Source organism: Pseudarthrobacter sp. S3 (genome assembly GCF_050156905.1).
In the GTDB taxonomy this organism is placed as follows: domain Bacteria; phylum Actinomycetota; class Actinomycetes; order Actinomycetales; family Micrococcaceae; genus Arthrobacter.
Window position 1 is genome coordinate 1,950,426 of record NZ_CP189583.1, and the last position, 18,547, is coordinate 1,968,972.

Genomic DNA, 18,547 nt, shown 5'->3' on the forward strand with positions numbered 1-18,547 from the left:
GATATATCTGTTCTGACTCGTTCATGTCGGGATGTACGCGGGACGGCATGACGTCCCTGCGTTTGGGAGATACCCGTCGACACGTTTCGGTCTGCGGAGCACACGCAGGAGTGGAATTCTGATCCGGAGCGGTGGGATGCTGTGGTGTTCGGTTGGCTCCGTAACGGCCCGCCGTCGTCGGTCTCTTCATCCCAGTGACTGGTGTCTAGGTTGCTTCAAGGCCCGGATGGCCGGAAGGCCCGGTCTTTGTCCATGTTCCAGCCGGCGACCATTCCGCAGCCGATCATTTGGTCGCTGAGCCTGGCCAGACGGTAGGCGGGTCGGGCTTCGAGGGCGAGTTCCCGGAACTGGTGAGCTTTGCTGACTCGGCCTTCCCACCAGTTGATGAAGGCGACCGCGGTGAGGAGGGGCGCCGAGTGCCTGGTGCTGCTGTGCGTGTAGGCGCGGAGGAGCAGCTGCTCCGCCCATTCGACTCGGGACCACTGAAGCCCGCCGTGCGTTTGGGCGAGGAGGACCCGGTCCATGCCAAGCTCGACCGGGGCGGTCCGGGCTGGCGCTGCGCGAACGAGAGAAGTGCAGAGAGCCGGAACAAACCCAGTGTCCCGGCTCTCTGCTGGTTAGGCCTCGATTGGTTACCTCAAATAGTCCCGGACATATCTCTCGAGGCGGTCGAGGGGGGCGTTCAGCCCATCACTCTGCCGGCTCGAGCAGTGCTTCTGCTTCCGGGGCGACCGTGGAGACTTTCTTCTGGCCGCCCATTACGAAGAAGTAGGCGAATCCGGCGGTGAGGAGCCCGACGGGCCAGGCAAAGGCTGCAACCGCGCCAAGGGCTGGCACGAGTGCCATGGTGGCTGCGATCGCGGCCGTCGGGACGAATACGCCGACGGCTTTCGGGTTGACTCCCTTTCGGAAGAAGTACTCTCCGTTTTCGTCTGACCGATAAAGGTCTTTGATGTTGACGATGCCGCGGTTGATCAGGAAGTAGTCGGCGGCCATGATGCCGAACAGGGGTCCGAGGAAGGCGCCCAGGCCGCCGAGGAAGTAGTTGACGACGACCGGGTTGGAGTACAGGTTCCAGGGCATGACGAGCAGTGCCAGGACTGCGCTGATGATGCCGCCGCGGCGGAAGTTGATGTGCTTGGGCCAGACGTTGGCGAGGTCGTAGGCGGGGGACACAAAGTTCAGGACGACGTTCACTCCGATCGTGGCCACAATGAACATCACTGCGCCGACGACCAGGATGAATGTGTCGGGTACCTTAGCGAGGATCAACGCGGGGTCGGTGATGGCTTCGCCGAAGGCGACAACCGTTCCAATGGTCATGGTGATGCTGATGGCAGCGAATGCCGCGAAGTTCACAGGTATTCCCCAGAAGTTGCCGCGGACAACCGACTTCGCCGATTTCGCGAAGCGGGTGAAGTCGCAGTAGTTCAGGAGCATGGTGGCGTAGGTTGCGACGAGGAGGAAGGCGCCGGTCAGTACGCCCCGGAATGCGTCGCCCCCTGCTAGCGGGTTGATCGAGAGGTCCATGGGGATGTTCCACCCTGCCAGGCTGAAGAGCCAGATGGCCATGGCGAGCATGACGGCCCAGACAATGGGGCCGGCCCAGTCCTGGAAGCGGCGGACAGCTTCCATGCCGCGGGTGATGACCAACAATTGCAGGATCCAGAGCAGGATGAAGCAGGCCCATCCCAGGAGTGACAGGCCAAGGAAGCTTTGGTTCTGCCACTGCTGCAGGTCAGGATCGATCCTCAAGAGAAGGACGACGACAGCCATCGAGGCCAGATAGGTCTGGATTCCGTACCAGCAGATGGCAATGACGGCCCTGATGAGGGCGGGGATATTGGCGCCCCAGATCCCGAAGCTGATGCGTGCCATGACGGGGAAGGGGACGCCTGTTTGTTGGCCCATTTTCCCGGCCCAGTTCATGCCGAAAAAGAGGATCGCGGTGCCGATCAAAATTGCTGCCAGGACCTGCCAGCCGGTGAGGCCGATGACGAACAGACCCGCGACGAACGTGTATGTGCCGATGTTGTGGATCGCCGACATCCAGACGGCGAAGAAACTGTATGAGGTCCATTTCCGCTCCGTTGCGGGGGCAAGGTCCTCGTTGTAAAGCCGGCCCGATGGATCGAGCGCGGCCAGGGACTCGTGGCTGCTGTCCATGATGACTCCTTTGTCAAACATCTTCGGTGGGTTCGGTTGGGGTGATGCGGTTTGTTAGGCGGTGTGGTTCACGGCCTCGAGTGCTGCCGGGGCTGCGGGGGTGTCCCGGAATCCGTGGCGCTTGATGAACCGGCCGACCGGGCCGGGGTCGTGGAATCCGTTTTCATCCACGACGATCCGTCCGGCTGAGACCACAAGCTGGGGCCAGCCCCGCAGAGCCTTCCCGTCGAACTGCGAGAAATCGGTGCCCATATGCAGGGCGGCGCCGGAGACGGTCCGTACTTCGGCGGGGTCGACCAGGACGAGGTCGGCGTCGAAACCGGGTGCTACGACGCCCTTTCCCGGAACGGCGTTGATGCGGGCCGGCCCGGCGGAGAAGACCTCCACGAAGCGTTCAACACCATGGCCTTCGGGCGAAACCATGGTCGTGAAGGTGACCGGCATCCTGGTTTCGACACCGGGGAGCCCGTGCGGCATCTGCCGGATGTCATCGCTGCGCTCGCGTTTTTGTGACAGGTCGTAGCAGGAGTGGTCGGACGCGACGGTGTCGATGGCGCCGGCGAGTACCCGTTCCTTGAGGGCGGCGACCGTTTCCGGGCTGCGCATCGGAGGGCAGCAGGCGTACCATTCCGGAAAGTCTTCGCCGTAGACGTTTTCGTCCAGCGTCAGATAATGCGGACAGGTCTCCGAATAGGCCGTGAGCCCGTCCATTCGGGCTTCGGTCACCAGGTCGACAGCTCCCGGGGTGGACTGATGGACGAAGTACACCGGCGCTCCGGTGTATTCGGCCATCGCCAGGGTTTCTTTCACGGAGATTTCTTCGGCGAGCTCCGGCCGGGTCCGGTGCAGGTGGCGTATGCCAATGTCACCTGTGGCCGCGTGCCCGGCCGTGCAGTCGGCGATGATCGCGTCGTGTTCAGCATGAATGTAGGTGAGCCCGTCGAGCCGGACCATCTGCTTCATTACCCGCAGGATGGTGTCATTGTCCGCCATGGTGGACCCGCGATTCGTTGTGTACATCTTCACGGACCGGATTCCCAGCGCGGCTAGCTCTTCCAGCTGGGCCGGCACCGTTTCGTCCCACGTGACGACGGATGCGTGCAGGCCCACATCGCAGCGCGACTCGCGGGCCAAGGCGATCTTGTTGCGGGCTGCCTCCAACGGTGTTTCGGCGTCGTCCCGCGGGATGCCGAAGTCAATGATCGTCGTGGTACCACCCCAGAGTGCAGCCGTTGACGTCACCGCGTAATCGTCGAGGGTGCGGTGTTTCCCCGTTATCTGGGCGACGTGACAATGCCCGTCCACGCCGCCGGGGAGTAACAGGCGACCGCGAGCGTCGACGGTGGCGGATGCCTGGGGCACCCGATGAACGGTGTCAACGAGTTCCGCGATCTTTCGGCCCCTGATGACCACGTGTGCGTTCTTGCGGCCGTCGGCGTTGACGACCGTCGCATTGGAGATGACGAGATCTGGCAGATCTTCCATTGGATGTCCCTTCTGTGGGATTCTTTTGTCCGCCACGTGACGATTTTTGGGTGCACTAAATAGAGGGCCGGCAGGCTAATGGCAGCGAACCGTCCCGAATACCTGGGTCAGTGGTGCAGGTAATAGTCCTTGCGGTACTTCTGGATGTGTTCCCTGGACGCAGCGCCGGCGCGGTCAGGGTCCCCGCTGGCGATAGCTTCGTAGAGTTGGCGGTGCTCCCGGATCAGCTCGGGAAGATCAGTTGCGTGCCGGAAAAGCCAGTGCATCCGTCCTTGCAGCGGCTCCAACGCGGCCCGCAGGAACTCGTTTCGCGCGATGGTTGTGATGGCGTCGTGGAACTGATTGTTTGCTGCGTGGGCTTCGAAAATTGATCCCGTCGCCAGGCAGCTTTGCGCCGTATCCAGCAGAGAATTCAGATGGGCGAGCTCCGCGCGGGTGGCCCGTGCGGCTGCCAGTTCACTTGCCAGGACCTCAAGGGCAAGTCTGACATCGAACAGGTCGGCCACCTGTTCCGGCTTCAGGCTGCTGACCACTGTTCCCCGAGAGTTCGCCCGGTCGCTAACGAGTCCCTCCTGCCGCAGCATGCGCAGAGCCTCTCTAACCGGCAACCTGGAGACGCTGAACTCGTCCGCAAGGTCCCGCTCAACAAGCCGCGTGCCCGGAGCATAGTGGCCCTCGAAGATCCGGTTGCGGATCGCATCACGCACACTGTCACGCAATGGCCGGTCATCAATGCCTGCTGAACTGTCCATGATGTGTACCTCTGATATGGGTTCGAACGGGGGGGATGGTCCTCACCGGACACGAACGTCGTCAACGTTGTCCATACCGGCAGGTGGAGAGACGGCAGGGGCTGTTCTTCGGACCTAAGTGATGAACGGAATCCTTTTTGGGATACCTTCTTGGGATCCCAAAAACCAGTGTGAGGTATCACACTTGTCGACGTCAAGACTTTTTCTTGAAGCGGTCCGCAGAAGAAAAGCTGAGCCCTAGCAGCGGACTGCTCCCGGGCACCAGCATGCAAAAAAAATTCTGGTCGTTCGCCGACGCCCACACCATCGACACCGCTGACCTTCTGTCGGGTACCAACGGCCGGCCTCGTGGCCAGCAAATGTCAGGCTGACATGAAAATTGCGGTGACGTTGTCCCGTTGACTGAATGATCTGGCGGTCGGCGTTTTGAGGCAGGATTATCCGGTGGGTTGCAGGGGCGCGAGGGTCACTTGGTAGCCCAGGGATTCGAGCTGTCCGATCGCGCGGGCCTTGGTCTTGGCAGGTGCTTGCAGCCTGAAGTTGAACCACCCTGGGTTTGATGGAGACTCTAACCTCACACGGAGAATAGAGTCATGGCAAGTGGTAGAAAATTTGGGCTCTCCTGACTCTTCCGTGGGTCAATTTCGGCCGGGGAGCACCGGTTTGTGACCGCCGAGGCTGAGCATCGCGAGGGCGATGAGTGCTTCGGGTGATTTGAAGCCGAAAGCGATGCGGGTGATGAGTCTGATCTTCGTGTTCATCGATTCGACTCGTCCGTTGGAGAGCCCATGCTCGATCGCGGCGAGGATCGCGGCGCGGTGGTTGACGATGCTGCGTTGGAGCTTCACGAACGCGGGGATCCGGCACCGGCGCGCCCAGGCGACCCATTTATCGAGGGCTTCGGCGGCTTCGTCGTGGGGCAGTTTGAAGATGACCCGGAGTCCTTCCTTGAGGTAGTAGGCCCGGCCGAGGGTGGGGTTGGTCTGCACGATCCAGGCGAGCTTGACCTGCTGCTTCTCGGTCAGGTTCTCCGGGTTCTTCCAGAGCGCGTAGCGGAGTTCTTCACACCGGCTGCGCGGGCACTGTCCGGGCGGGGCGGCGCGTCTTTCGCTGGCCGGCCGCGGCCGCGCCTGGCCTCGGTGGTCCGGGCTGCCTTTCGGGCGTCGTTCCACGCGGCCCGGCGCACCTCGTCGAGGGCTTCGGTGGCCCATTTGACGACGTGGAACGGGTCGGCGCAGCGGACCGCATTCGGGCACCGCTGGGCCACGACAACGGCGATCCACGCGGCCCCGTCGGCGGAGACGTGCGTGATCCGGGCGCAGCGTTCTGCCCCGATGGCGTCGAAGAACGTGCCCAGGGTGGCCTTGTCTTGGCCCGGGGCCGCCCAGACCAGCCGGCCGCTGTCGTGGTCGACGACGACGGTCAGATACTTGTGGCCGCGCTTGTAGGAGATCTCGTCGATGCCGATCCGCCTCAGGCCGGCGAACTGGTCGTGGAGCTTCTCCGTGTCGTTCCAGACCCGGGTGATGATCGCGCCGACAGTGCGCCAGGCGATACGCATCAGCTCCGTGATGGCGGTCTTGGACGTTTGCGTGGCCAGCCAGGCGACCTGCGCGTCGAAATGGTGGGTGTGGCCGGCCTGATGCCGGGCCCAGGGCACGGCGGCGACGCTCACGCCGTGGACCCGGCAGGACACCCTCGGGGCGTCGGCTTCCAACTCGACCCGGATCGTCCCGGCGTCCAGTGCCCGCCAGCGGCGTCGACCCTGGCCCTGGTCGTATTTCGGGCAACGGCGGCGGCAGATCCCGCACCGGTTCCGCATCGAGCCTGTCGGCCTGACAGAGGCGACCAGTATCCCTGAGGTGTGTCAAGGATGTGAGACAGTCGCGTAGTTTCTTTTTGGTCAGGCAGCCGCTGGAAGCGGTTGCGCGGTGGGTGTGAAAGCCGCCATTGCTGTGGCCGGCGGGAGGCCGTCATTGTTGCTGTGGGGCCGCCAGCGGTTGTAGAACACTTCGATGTACTTCATCACTCCGCGCCGGGCTTCCTGGCGGGTTGTGAAGCTGTGGTGGTGGTAGAACTCGTTTTTCAGGGATGAGAACGCCGACTCGGCCACTGCATTATCCCAGCACACCCCGGTGGCTCCCATGGACTGTCGGATGCCGTTACCGGTGCACCAGACACTCATTTCCCGGGATGTGTACTGCGTTCCGCGGTCGCTGTGAAAAATGGCACCAGGCTGCAGATGACCGCGGTCCCTGGCCATCTTCAGCGCCCCGGTAGTCAGAGAGGCACGCATGTGGTCAGCCATCGCCCAGCCGACGACCATGCGCGTGCACAGATCGATGACAGTAGCCAGATACAGCCAGCCCTCGCCGGTGCGCAAGTATGTGATGTCCCCGACCAGACGGGTTCCCGGGGCGGCGGAGGTGAAATCCCGCCCGATGAGGTCCGCGAAGACCTTGTCCGGATCCGAGGGAATCGTCGTGCGCTTGAACGCCCGCATCCGCTTCGCGGCCCAGCCGTTCTCCGCCATGATGACCGCCACCGTTCCCACCGACACCTCGATGCCAGCGGCGGCAAGTTTCGTATGGACCATGCGGTGCCCGAATATCCCGTCGGAAGAATCGAACATGACCTTTACGTGTTCTGTCAGCTCCCGGTGCCGGGCCGCCGTCGGGGACTCTTCCGCGGCCAGCCACCGGTAATACGAGGCCCTGGAAATGCCCAGCCGCCCGCACATCCATTGGATGGGGAACTGCGCGTTCTTCGCCTGAACAAGGCGGTAGAGATCCTCTACCGTTGTTCTCTGGCGAAGAACGCTGAAACTTTTTTTAGGAAGTCATTTTCCCTCTCGACTTCACGCAGCCGGGCTTCCAATGCCCTGTATTTCGCCGGATCCACCGGATCATCGGGTTTGCCCCCGCCCTCCGATTGGCCCTCATGATGCAGCCGCACCCAACGCTTCAGAGCGGTTACGGAAATCCCCAGCTCCGGCGCAACCGAAGCCGGCGAACGTCCCGAGGAAATCACCAGCGCAACGGCATCAGCTTTGAACTCATCGGAATAGGTTGGTCGAGCAGACATGGGCACAATCCTTTCAAACTGTGTCTCACATCAGTAGTACACCTCACCCCGTTTCCTCGTCCAGATCGATGGCCTCGACGACCGTTTTCTCGACACCGAGCAGAGTTCGCCATAGTCTTGCATTTCGCACGCCGTTTTCCCGTCTGAAAGTTTCTGTTCCTTGAACAGTCAGAAACCTAGACAGGAAGCGGCGTGCGTTCGTTAAGGCGCGCTGAAAACGCCCACGGAAGAGTCAGGAGAGCCAAAATTTGATGAGGAAACCAAGGCCCGCGTGGTGCGGATGTATCTCGAGCGCCGGGGTGAAGTTGCCGGCGAGTCGGAAACGGCCGCCCGGAAGCACGTAGGTGCCCTGTTGGGCGTCAGCGCGGACACGATGCGGCCCTGGATCGTCCAGCACGAGATCGAGACCGGTTCCAGGCCCGGGGCGACGGTGGCGGAGAACGACGAAGTGAAGAAGCTGCGGCGCGAGAACGCCGAGCTGCGCCGGGCCAACGCGATCCTGAAGGCGGCCTCGGCTTTCTTCGCGGCCGAGATCGACCGGCCACACACCAGATAGTTGCCTTCATTACGGCCCACAAGGACCGTAAAGACGCCAAAGGCCTGCGATGGGGCGTCGAACCGATCTGCGCCGTGCTCACCGAGCACGGGACCAGGATTGCCCCGTCGACTTACTACGCCGCCATCAAGCGCGGCGTGTCCAAACGCGAACTCTCAGACAGGAAAATGATCGACATCATCAAGACCATCCATAAAGCCAATTTCAGCGTCTACGGTGTCCGTAAAATGTGGAAGAAGCTCCTGCGTGAAGGCCACGAGATCGGCCGGGACCGGGTCGGACGGCTGATGCGTGCCGCAGGGCTGCGGGGTGTGCTGCGCGGCGGACACAAGACCTTCACCACCCGCCGTGATGACCTGGCGGCAAGGTTCCCGGACCGGGTGAAACGCCAGTGGAATACCGGCGTCCAGGACAGGATCTGGGTCGCAGATTTTACGTATGTCTGGACGTACGCGGGGTTCTGCTATGTGTCTTTCGTCACGGACGCGGCGTCACGGCGGATCCTGGGCTGGAAGGCCTCGATGAGCAAAGAGACCCCTCGTCACTGATGCCCTCCAACAGGCCCTGTCGGTGCGCCGGCGTACCGACAGCGAGTTCACCGCGACCGGGCTGATACACCACAGCGACGCCGGGTCACAGTACACCTCCGTCATGCTCACCGAGCATCTGGTCGCTGCGGGCATGGAGGGCTCAATCGGTACCGTGGGGGACGCGTACGACAATGCCCTGATGGAATCGACCATCGGACTGTACAAGACCGAACTGATCGATTTCGACCGCTTCACCACCTGGAAATCACGCCAGCACGTCGAGTCCGAAACGGCCCGCTGGGTCCATTGGTGCAACACCGAACGGCTGCACACAAGCATCGGGGACATTCCGCCAACGGAATTTGAAACCACCCATCAACAAACGTGTATTCTGTCAACGCAGACTGCATAAACGAAGTCTCCATCAAACCCAGCGCGGTTCATGCAGCCACTCGGTGAAAGCGGCAACACGCTCGGACTCTGATGCGTAGGGTTTGGCGTAGGCCCATTCATCGAGCATGGTGCGGTTGTAGCGCTCAACTTTTCCGTTGGTCTGTGGCCGGTAGGGGCGGGTGCGTTTGTGCTTGATGTCCGGGCCCAGTGCGTCCTTGAATGCGTAGGAGCGGTAGCAGGAGCCGTTGTCGGTCAGCACCCGTTTCACGGTGATTCCGCAGGCTTCGAAGTAGGCGTTGGCGCGTTCCCAGAACCCGGCCGCGGTTTCCTTCTTCTCATCGGCCAGGATCTCGGTGTAGGCCAGTCGGGAGTGGTCATCGACCGCGTTGTGCAGGAAGGCGTAGCCCGGTCGCCGGTTCATTGCCGTGCCGGTCTTGTTCCGATTGCCTGCGGCCCTGCCCACCGTGCGGTGTCCGCCGCCTTCAGGGATCCGCCCGAGTTTCTTGATGTCGACGTGGACCAGCTCTCCGGGGCTGTGGTGTTCATAGCGGCGGATCACCCTGCCCGTGGCACGGTCCAGCCAGGACAGCCTTGCCAGCCCGAACCTGGAGAGGACCCGGTGCACCGTGGAGGGGTGGATGCCCAGCAGGTAACCGATCCTGGCAGGTCCCCACCGGCGGTTGATCCGGAGTGCGATGATCCGTCGCTCCCGCCGCACGGACGTCCGGCCCGGGGAGCTGACGGGCCGGCTGGACCGGTCATTCATCCCGTGCTCGCCGTGATCCCGGTAGCGGCCAGCCCACCGCGCCGCGGTCGTCACCGAGACTTGGAACCGTTCAGCTGCCCGGCGCAGCGGCCACCCGTCATCGACGATGCACTGAGCCAGCCGGAGCCTGCCCTTGGGCGTCAGGATGGCGTTAGCATGGGACATTGAAGACCTCCTTGTGGATCGGACTCTTAGACAAGCCCCACTCCACTCGGAGGTCTTCTTTTTGTCACCTAACCACGCCGAACGTTCCTAACGTCCGTGGTCAATACAGCTAGGCGTTGGCCGTCACCATTGCTGTGCCCACGAGACGGGCAGCGCGTAACTTTTCCGGCCCCGCGTTCGATTACCTGTGCGCTGGCCACAGCTCACTCAGTGGAGCAGGCGACCGGACCCGACGATGAAGGAACCCACGACGTGAACTTTTCCAGACGTAATTTCCTGGGCGTGGCAGGCACTGCTGCCGCCACCGCCTTAGCCACGGGCAGCACATTGCGGGCCGCGGATGCTGCCACACCGGCGCTGCCGGCCGCGGGTGCTTCCGGGATCGAGCACATCATCGTGGTGATGATGGAGAACCGCTCCTTCGACCACTTCCTTGGCTGGATGCCGGGCGCCGACGGGAAACAGTCCGGACTGAGCTACACGGACCGCTACGGCATCCCGCACACCACCCACCACCTGACGGATTTCCAGGGCTGCGGCCACCCGGACCCGGACCACTCGTACGAGGGCGGCCGGATCCAGTACAACAACGGCAAGAACAACGGCTGGCTCCGGGCGGGTAAAAATGACGAATTCGCCGTCGGCTACTACGACGCCGCGGACCTCGACTTCTGGCGCCAAGCCGGCCCGGATTGGACGGTCTGTGACCGGTACTTCGCCGCCACGATGGCCGAAACCTATCCGAACCGGTTCTACCAGCACGCGGCCGCCACCGACCGGCTGCACAACTCCACGGTCACGTCCACGCTCCCGACCATCTGGGACCGGCTGGCCGCTGCCGGAGTCTCCGGCAAGTACTACTACGGCGACATCCCCTTCACCGCACTCTGGGGCACCAAGTACCTAGACATATCGCACCACTACGCCGAATTCCTCGCCGACGCCAGCGCAGGCAGGCTGCCCGCTGTGTCCTTCGTGGATCCTCGCTTCACCGAGGAAGGCTCCGGCACCTCCGGGGATGACCACCCGCACGCGGACATCCGCTCCGGAGAGACCTTCCTCGCAGAGGTCTACAACGCGGTGACGACCGGCCCGGGCTGGGCCAACACCCTGCTGGTCATCAACTACGACGAGTGGGGCGGGTTCTACGACCACATCGCACCGGGCACGGCCCCGGACACGAGCCCGGACACGGCCCTGCGCGGCTTCCGGGTACCGTCCGTGGTCATCTCCCCGCGCGCCCGACGCCGGCACATCGCCCACGACGTCTATGACCACACCTCCGTGCTCAAAGCCATCGAATGGCGGTGGAACCTGCCAGCCCTGACACCCCGGGACAAGGCCGCCCGCAACATCGCCGAAGTCCTGGACTTCGGCACACCCGCCAATCTCGCAGCGCCCAAATATCTTGTCCCGCCGTTCGTCGCCGGGCCGGCCTGCACCCCTGTGGGCCCGCCCCCGGAAGAGGAATGGTCCGGCCTGAAACAGAAAGCACTCGCCGACGGATGGAAACTCGCGTGAACACCACCACAGATCACACGACGACGACCTCCGGATCCCGCAAGCGGGCCCGCCGGTTGGCTCTGCGGGCCTCCGCCGCGGCCATTGTCCTGCTCGCCGCGGCGGCGATCGGCTACGGACCGGCCCAGCCCTCCGCCACAGCCGGCGCTCCGACAGCCACTACCGCTGGCCAGGGCTACCTGCCCGGGGCGAAGCATGTCTTCGTCATCAACCTCGAAAATAAAGGCTACGACGAGACGTGGGGTCCGGCGTCAGCCGCCCCGTTCCTGTCCAAGACGCTCAGGGGCCAGGGGGTGCTGCTGAACCAGTACTTCGGCACGGCCCACAACTCCCAGCCGAATTACGTCGCCCAGATTTCCGGCCAGGGGCCCAACCCCCAGATGCAGGCCGACTGCCAGAACTACTCACCGTTTGTCGGAAGTGGCACGGCAAGTCCTGGCCAGGCCGTCGGCGACGGCTGCGTCTTCCCCGCCAGCGTCCCCACAGTGGCCGGCCAGCTGACCGGAGCCGGCAAGACGTGGAAGGGCTACATGGAAGACATGGGAACCCCTTGCCGGCACCCCGCCGTCGGCGCAGTAGACGACACCCAGAAGGCAAAAGTCGGCGACCAATACGCGGCCCGCCATAACCCCTTTGTCTACTTCGCCGGGATCACCGACTCACCGGACTGCGCTAAGAACGACGTCGACCTCAGCACCCTGAAAACGGACCTCGCCTCCGCCGCCACCACCCCTAATCTGTCCATGATCACCCCGAACCTCTGCCACGACGGCCACGACGCCCCCTGCGTGGACGGACAGCCTGGCGGCCTCAAGAGCGCCGACGAGTGGCTCAACCATTGGGTTCCGGCCATCACCTCCTCCCCGGCATTCAAACAGGACGGCGTCCTTGTGATCACCTTCGACGAATCGGACGGACCCCCGTCCGATGCAACCGCCTGCTGCGGGGAGGGTCCCGGGCCGAATTCGCCACTGCCTGGTATTACCGGGATGGGCGGCGGCCGCGTCGGAGCCCTTGTCCTCTCCCCGTTCACCAAAGGCGGGACCTGGTCCACCACCCCGTACAACCACTACAGCCTGCTGGCCAGCATCGAAGACACCTTCGGACTGCCCTACCTCGGCTACGCCGGCACGCCAGGACTGAACCGCTTCGGACTCGACGTGTACAACGCCAAGGTCTAGGACGAGTAACAGAATAAACGTAAGTGCCCGGCAGGTGTCCAAATCACCGGCCGGGCGTTTTTCGCGGCTACGAGCTACACACGGCCAGCGTCAGTGCCGCGCCACGTCTACTACAGGGAAGGTAGGACTCCGCGTCCTAGGAAAAGCAGGGACAGGAAAACCTGCTGACAACGCCGCGCGAGGTGCGTAACGTCCGATGGGGTAGTCCGCAGGAAACCGGTTCCCGCCGAGCGACCTGCAGGGCCGGCTGGCGAGCGTTTTGCACGAGGCTGCGTGGGCAATTCGGCCCGCCCCACCGGCTGTACCGAGTCCCGATGGGGCGGCCGCCGCGGGATGTCGAGCTTGATGGAGAAGTAAGGGAGTAGTCATGAGAATTGCAGTGACAGGCGGAAGCGGAAAACTGGGACGGCATGTGGTCCGCAGGCTGACCGACGACGGCCACCAGGTGCTGAACCTGGACCGGGTCGGGGACAGGAGTCCTGGGCTGGCCGTCGTGGACTTGCGCAATTATGGACAGGTGCTCGATGTGCTCCTCGGTCTGGACGACAGGCACAAGGGGTTCGACGCCGTTGTCCACCTGGGTGCAGTTCCCGCGCCCGGCATCATTCCGGATGCCGCCACGTTCGAGAACAATATGCTCTCCAGCTACAACGTCTTCCAGGCGTGCCGGCGGGCCGGGATCAAGAAGGTGGTTTACGCCTCCAGCGAGACGGTGCTGGGACTGCCGTTCGACGTCGACCCTCCCTACATCCCGGTGGATGAGGAATACCCGGCCCGTCCGGAAAGCACCTACTCACTCGTGAAGCATCTTGAGGAGCAGATGGCGGTCCAGCTGACGCGGTGGGATCCGGAGCTGAGCATCACGGGCCTGCGGTTCTCCAACGTCATGGACCCTGAGGACTACGAACGGTTCCCGTCGTTCGATGCGGACGCCAGTGCGCGGAAATGGAACCTCTGGGGCTACATCGACGGGCGCGACGGCGCGCAGGCTGTGGCGCGTGCGCTGGAACACGGCCAGCCCGGATTCCAGGCTTTCATCATCGCGAACGCGGACACCGTCATGACCCGTTCCAGCGTCAGCCTTGCCGCCGAGGTGTTCCCCAACGTCACCGTAACCAAGGAGCTGGGCGAACACGAGACCATGTTGTCGATCGACAAAGCCCGGCGCCTGCTGGGATTCGAGCCTGAACACACCTGGCGGACCTACCACTCCAACCGCACCACCCCCACCGAGAACTGAGGAGCATCATGCAGTACCGCACACTGGGCAACAGCGGCGCCGTGGTTTCGAACTACGCGCTGGGAACCATGACGTTCGGGGCCGAGGCCACCGAGGAAACGTCCCACGCCATCCTGGATAGCTATGTTGCCGCCGGCGGCAACTTCATCGACACCGCTGACGTTTACAGCACCGGTGTATCGGAGGAAATCATCGGACGCTGGCTCGCGCGGCGGCCCGAAGCCAAGGACAGCGTGGTACTGGCCACCAAGGGACGCTTCCCCATGGGCGAGGCCCCGAACAACGTCGGCACGTCCCGCCGCCACCTGACCCGGGCCTTGGATGATTCCCTCCGCCGCCTGGGAGTGGAGCAGATTGACCTCTACCAGATGCACGCATGGGACCCCATCACACCGCTGGAGGAGACGCTCCGCTTCCTGCACGACTCCGTCAGCAATGGCAAGATCGCCTACTACGGTTTCTCCAACTTCCTGGGGTGGCAGCTGACCAAGGCGATCCACCTGGCCAAAGCCCACGGCTGGAGCGCCCCCGTAACCCTGCAACCGCAGTACAGCCTGCTGGTCCGCGAGATCGAGTCGGAGATCGTCCCAGCCTCCTTGGACGCGAACATCGGCCTGCTGCCGTGGTCGCCCCTGGGTGGCGGCTGGCTGTCCGGCAAGTACAAGCGCGACGAGCCGCCCGCCGGTGCGACCCGGCTCGGCGAGAACCCCAACCGAGGCATGGAAGCGTGGCAGGCCCGCAACGACGACCCCCGCACCTGGGACGTTATCGGAACAGTGGAAAAGACTGCCGCTGACCACGGTGTGAGCGCCTCGCAAGTGGCCCTGGCCTGGCTGGCGGACCGGCCCGCGGTGACGTCCGTGATCCTGGGCGCCCGCAACATCGACCAACTGGCAGACAACCTCGCCGCGGCGGACCTCGAACTGACCCCCGAGGAAACAGAGCGGCTGACCCAAGCCAGCCAGCCGCGCGTCGGAGTGTATCCCTACGGCCCCATGGCACATGAACAGCGCAGCCGGAAGATCCAAGGCGGCAGGTAGGCGGGGTCTTCGGCCACCCGTCTGATCGGAAAGTTATGCAGAGGCATGACCCATTGTTACAGGCAACTCTCAGTTGTCTTCCTCCAATGAAGAGGGGGCCGAACGGGGATCAGAAGTTGCCCGCACCATCGAAGGTACACTCCGAGCACCCCCCAAGAAACACGGCGAGTCGTGTCTCTTACACCGAGCCCGTGAGCCGGCGCCTTACCGGACTTGCATACGTCCGGTAAGGGATCCTTCACCGCGACACGAGGTGAGTCCGTTCACAGCCAATATGCAGTTTTCGCGCACCCGCGCTTCCGAGAAAAGAACTACGCCTCGACGAGAATCACCAAGGTCTCGGGCAGCACGCCGTCATACGCCATCGCCTCGGCCCCTGCCTCGGATTGCATCAAGGCCATGACCGCATCCATGTCGGCAACGTCCATCAGCACCGCCACTTGCGTCGGGTTCTGTGGGTTGACGAACGTCCGGATGTTGGTGACGCCGAGGGGTCCGAAGATCTCTTCGCGTTTCGGTGAGGCAAGCCAATGATCCTTGTCCTTCACATCGTGGTGGCCGATCACGGTTGGCATAGCGCGTCCTCTCGACGAGGGGCCAGCGGTCCGCAGGCCCACTGCGCAGAACGCTACTGCTCGTTCCACACCCAGGCAAGGCCTTTCGTGGCCGCATCTCTCTCGGTCAGCGGGCTGCCGCAAAAGGTTCGGCTACGGGCGGCCGAGGGGTGACATTTATCGCTGCGATTCACATTGCACGCAAATCCCAGCGAATAGCGCGAATCCGCGGAGAGCGGACCGATTTCAGCTCCCCGGCTATTCGGTTATAAAGGAAATCTGTTAGTATCGTCGGTAATAACAAGACTTTGTAAGTACCGAGTAGCCGGGGAGTCCCCTATCAAAAACCCATACCGTCCCGGAGCGGCCAACACGCCACTCTTTCTTGCAGGACGTGAAAGTCAGGAAAGAATCCTACGGGCGATACTCAGGGGAGCCCCCGAGATCCCGGCCAACTATCGCATTACAGGGCTCCGCGGTGTGGGGAAAACCGTGTTGCTCAAGCACTTCGAAGAAGTCACGAAAGGGGAGCTCAACTGGGCCGTCGGCAGACTGCAGTTAGAGCCTCGACACAATCGCGAAGACGCCATCGTCGGAGTGCTCCACGACCTCCTCCTAGACGTTCAGGCTCAGGTATCACGGACCGAGAGTCTTCGCCAGAAGACGGAGGCCGTTATCAGTGGCGCGCGATCCCTGGCGACCATGACATTTGAAGAAGTCACCGTCTCGCTGGGCGGAGCGGCAAATTCGAAGGAATCCAACCTGGCGGCCGACCTTCTGGAAACGGCTCGGATCGCCGTAAAATCCGGAAGGGTCGGTCTTGTGCTGATGCTCGACGAGGCGCAGGTCCTCGTGGACGACAAGGACCGCGACGGACAGCATCCGCTGTCACTGCTCGTCGCCGCAGTCAACACACTCCAGGAGCAGCAGGTGCCGATTGCACTCGTGCTTTGCGGACTGCCGACCTTGATCGCGAACCTACTCAAGGCTCGAACCTATAGCGAGCGGATGTTCCGCGGGGAAGAAGTGGGTCGCCTGACACGGGACCAGACCCGTGAAGCGTTCCTTCGGCCACTGGATGGCACCGGCAAAGAGGCCAACGATGAGCTCCTTAAGGCCGTGATCGACGATGTTGAAGGCTATCCGTACTTCGTGCAGCTGTGGGGTGCCGAGCTCTGGGACGATGCCGTCGACACTTCATCGGACGTCCTGACAGCGGACCTGTTGAAAGGTCTCCGCGAGGCGATCTTCAAACGTTTGGACCACGATTTCTACTCACCCCGGCTGGACTCCCTGACCCCCGCCGAGCAGGACCTCCTCCTCCTCACCGGCGATTGCGATTACCCGCCGCTGCGGACGGCTGACATACACAGGGTTACTTCCCGCAAACAGGGCAACGTCAACGTCCTGATGGGCAGGCTAGCGGACCAAGGTGTGATTTACCGGCTACAAAAGGGCCTCTACGAATACACAGCGCCCAAGTTTCATGAGTACCTGATTCGCCGCAAGTCCCGTACAACCTGGACATAGTCTCGGCGTGCGTCGGGCAATCTAGACTGGCCCTGAGCGATGAATGGTGCGGGTCGCCAGAGGTTGGCATTACCACCAAGGGGCCATCTAGCCCACAACGCTGCAGGCATCCCGAAAGCGCCGTTCGGCCAGTCTGTATTCATCTTAGAGCGGGTTCGCCTCACCGGCGTTGCCGTCGGCCACCAACACCTTGAGGTAGTCAGCGACGATTTGTATATCGCTCTTCAAGGCTTCTGGGGATCTGGAGGCGAGATCGGCATATTTCCCAGTTGCCGTGTTACGCGATTCTTGGGACATGCCCGCTGGACCACCGGAAAAAGATGCAGCCAGAGCCTTGAATTCTTTGCACGTGTCCGCAGCGCTCTTCGGTGCGGAACACCCTCCGAGGAAAACCGCTCCTACAACGATCATGACTGGTGCGAGTGACTTCATGTTTCCCCCAAGGAAATCGATCAACGGCGAACGTCCAGCGTAAGCGTACCGTAGCGATAGATGCGGTCGTGCGCGGCCGCGTGCCCTATCAGGAAGCGCTTCTCCCGCCCCAAATGAGGTCAACCAGCCGGGTTATCCTCAGGGTCGTTGCTGGTTAGTTCCAGCTTTTTATCGCTGCGATTCACAGGCCTCGTTCACGCCATTCCCCAGCGGAGTGTCCCGCAGAAGGTTACATCCGAGGGCGGCTGACTCCCTTCGGGATTAATGAGGCTGTGGTTGCGGACAATGGTATTCGGGTTCGCCAGCATCTCAAGATTTACGCAATTTATCGCATCGATGGAAAAATTTCTTCCGTCTGGGCACTGTTGTTCCTATCGTGTTTGCAAGGACGACGATGTCCTTTCATTGAGCGGTAGGGGGCCACCGATCGAGAACACGGTGTTGCACAATATGGAGATGCGGGGAGTCCGACTGACGGTCGGGATTGCAGGCTCTTTTGGGATTCTGCATTACGCGGTTCTCGCGTTTACTGCCACCCGTCCCACTGCCGACAGGCAGCCGAACGTCGAGCAGTGGCCTTTGCTGACTGAGGATCTGCTGGGACGTGGGTTTAGGCCCGCGCGCAATGCTGATATTGAGGACATCGTTCTTAAAGCCCAGCCAGCTGACGACAGCATCCAGTGCCGGGCTTCTGCCGAGGGACTCGTTTCATTGCTGGTCGACAACAGCCTCGTGTGGTCACGTGTATTCAACCCGGAGGACCCGGAGACCGCCCTCTGGCTCAAAGCTGCGCGAACCAACGGAGTAACTATCATCAGCGGCGACCATCTCCGGAGCGCTGAGATCGGGGTCGATTGCGCCGCAACCATGGAGTCCCTAGCGATGGCCAAGGTTCCTACTGCGTGGACCCGTTAGCCGGACAAGCTGAACGAAAGCCCGGGAATCTTCGGGCTGCCAGTACTGCAAATGCCAAAGTAGATGAAAGTTGTTCGGGTATTCCTTTTTGACATGGCGCATCGAAGCCGGGAAGGAGCCCGGGAGGCCGCGACGGTCATTCTCAGGGCTGGCCAAATCTGCTGAATGATCGCGAGATGGCCTGGACTGAGTATTTGAGGCTTTGAGCACCGCCCAATCGTGCGGTTCAGCACCACC

Annotated in this window: 13 protein-coding genes and 4 pseudogenes; 7 read left to right on the forward strand and 10 right to left on the reverse strand. The window is 62.5% G+C overall.

Annotation, left to right across the window (positions count from 1 at the left end; translation table 11 throughout):
* Positions 1 to 215: 215 nt before the first annotated feature.
* From ACQCSV_RS09370 to ACQCSV_RS09400, 7 genes and pseudogenes are all read right to left on the reverse strand, one after another.
* Positions 216 to 524, reverse strand: a complete 309-nt coding sequence (locus ACQCSV_RS09370; RefSeq protein ID WP_354154233.1) for a hypothetical protein — start codon at positions 522 to 524, stop codon at positions 216 to 218.
* Between the two features lie 166 nt (positions 525 to 690).
* Positions 691 to 2,166 carry an NCS1 family nucleobase:cation symporter-1 gene (locus ACQCSV_RS09375; protein ID WP_354154232.1) on the reverse strand — a complete coding sequence of 492 codons (1,476 nt, stop codon included), beginning with the start codon at positions 2,164 to 2,166 and terminating at the stop codon, positions 691 to 693.
* A 54-nt stretch (positions 2,167 to 2,220) separates the two neighbouring features.
* Complete coding sequence (locus ACQCSV_RS09380; RefSeq protein WP_354154231.1) at positions 2,221 to 3,651, reverse strand: amidohydrolase family protein; 1,431 nt, start codon at positions 3,649 to 3,651, stop codon at positions 2,221 to 2,223.
* A gap of 107 nt (positions 3,652 to 3,758) precedes the next feature.
* Complete coding sequence (locus tag ACQCSV_RS09385; RefSeq protein ID WP_354154230.1) at positions 3,759 to 4,403, reverse strand: GntR family transcriptional regulator; 645 nt, start codon at positions 4,401 to 4,403, stop codon at positions 3,759 to 3,761.
* Positions 4,404 to 5,041: 638 nt separating this feature from the next.
* Positions 5,042 to 6,258 (reverse strand): annotated as a pseudogene (locus tag ACQCSV_RS09390) (ISL3 family transposase); the annotation flags it as partial.
* Between the two features lie 48 nt (positions 6,259 to 6,306).
* A pseudogene (locus ACQCSV_RS09395) lies at positions 6,307 to 7,176 on the reverse strand (IS3 family transposase); the annotation flags it as partial.
* A gap of 20 nt (positions 7,177 to 7,196) precedes the next feature.
* A complete protein-coding gene (locus ACQCSV_RS09400) occupies positions 7,197 to 7,487 on the reverse strand; it encodes a transposase (protein ID WP_426939106.1) in 291 nt (96 codons plus the stop codon).
* A 211-nt stretch (positions 7,488 to 7,698) separates the two neighbouring features.
* Between ACQCSV_RS09400 and ACQCSV_RS09405 the strand changes: the two are divergent.
* Positions 7,699 to 8,985, forward strand: a pseudogene (locus tag ACQCSV_RS09405) (IS3 family transposase).
* A gap of 30 nt (positions 8,986 to 9,015) precedes the next feature.
* Here ACQCSV_RS09405 and ACQCSV_RS09410 read toward each other — a convergent pair.
* Positions 9,016 to 9,897: pseudogene (locus ACQCSV_RS09410) on the reverse strand (IS481 family transposase); the annotation flags it as partial.
* Positions 9,898 to 10,149: 252 nt separating this feature from the next.
* Here ACQCSV_RS09410 and ACQCSV_RS09415 point away from each other — a divergent pair.
* The 4 genes from ACQCSV_RS09415 to ACQCSV_RS09430 all read left to right on the forward strand — a co-directional run bounded on the left by ACQCSV_RS09415 (position 10,150) and on the right by ACQCSV_RS09430 (position 14,879).
* Positions 10,150 to 11,418, forward strand: a complete 1,269-nt coding sequence (locus ACQCSV_RS09415; RefSeq protein WP_426939493.1) for an alkaline phosphatase family protein — start codon at positions 10,150 to 10,152, stop codon at positions 11,416 to 11,418.
* Positions 11,415 to 12,599, forward strand: coding sequence for an alkaline phosphatase family protein (locus ACQCSV_RS09420; RefSeq protein ID WP_426939494.1), 1,185 nt, complete (start codon positions 11,415 to 11,417; stop codon positions 12,597 to 12,599). The genes ACQCSV_RS09415 and ACQCSV_RS09420 overlap by 4 nt, the downstream gene beginning before the upstream one ends.
* Before the next feature lie 367 nt (positions 12,600 to 12,966).
* On the forward strand, positions 12,967 to 13,839 hold the full coding sequence (locus tag ACQCSV_RS09425; RefSeq protein WP_426939495.1) for an NAD-dependent epimerase/dehydratase family protein: 873 nt from the start codon (positions 12,967 to 12,969) through the stop codon (positions 13,837 to 13,839).
* 8 nt (positions 13,840 to 13,847) lie between these two features.
* Complete coding sequence (locus ACQCSV_RS09430) at positions 13,848 to 14,879, forward strand: aldo/keto reductase (protein WP_426939496.1); 1,032 nt, start codon at positions 13,848 to 13,850, stop codon at positions 14,877 to 14,879.
* 311 nt (positions 14,880 to 15,190) lie between these two features.
* Here ACQCSV_RS09430 and ACQCSV_RS09435 read toward each other — a convergent pair whose 3' ends face one another.
* A complete protein-coding gene (locus tag ACQCSV_RS09435) occupies positions 15,191 to 15,454 on the reverse strand; it encodes a hypothetical protein (protein ID WP_354156395.1) in 264 nt (87 codons plus the stop codon).
* A gap of 681 nt (positions 15,455 to 16,135) precedes the next feature.
* On the opposite strand from ACQCSV_RS09435, the gene ACQCSV_RS09440 reads away from it, so the two are divergent.
* Positions 16,136 to 16,963 carry a hypothetical protein gene (locus tag ACQCSV_RS09440; protein WP_354224671.1) on the forward strand — a complete coding sequence of 276 codons (828 nt, stop codon included), beginning with the start codon at positions 16,136 to 16,138 and terminating at the stop codon, positions 16,961 to 16,963.
* A 144-nt stretch (positions 16,964 to 17,107) separates the two neighbouring features.
* On the opposite strand, the gene ACQCSV_RS09445 is transcribed toward ACQCSV_RS09440, so the two are convergent.
* Positions 17,108 to 17,395: a hypothetical protein gene (locus ACQCSV_RS09445; protein ID WP_354156393.1), complete on the reverse strand. Its 288-nt coding sequence runs from the start codon at positions 17,393 to 17,395 to the stop codon at positions 17,108 to 17,110.
* Positions 17,396 to 17,680: 285 nt separating this feature from the next.
* Here ACQCSV_RS09445 and ACQCSV_RS09450 point away from each other — a divergent pair, with 285 nt between their 5' ends.
* On the forward strand, positions 17,681 to 18,310 hold the full coding sequence (locus ACQCSV_RS09450) for a hypothetical protein (RefSeq protein WP_354156392.1): 630 nt from the start codon (positions 17,681 to 17,683) through the stop codon (positions 18,308 to 18,310).
* The last annotated feature ends 237 nt before the right edge of the window (positions 18,311 to 18,547 follow it).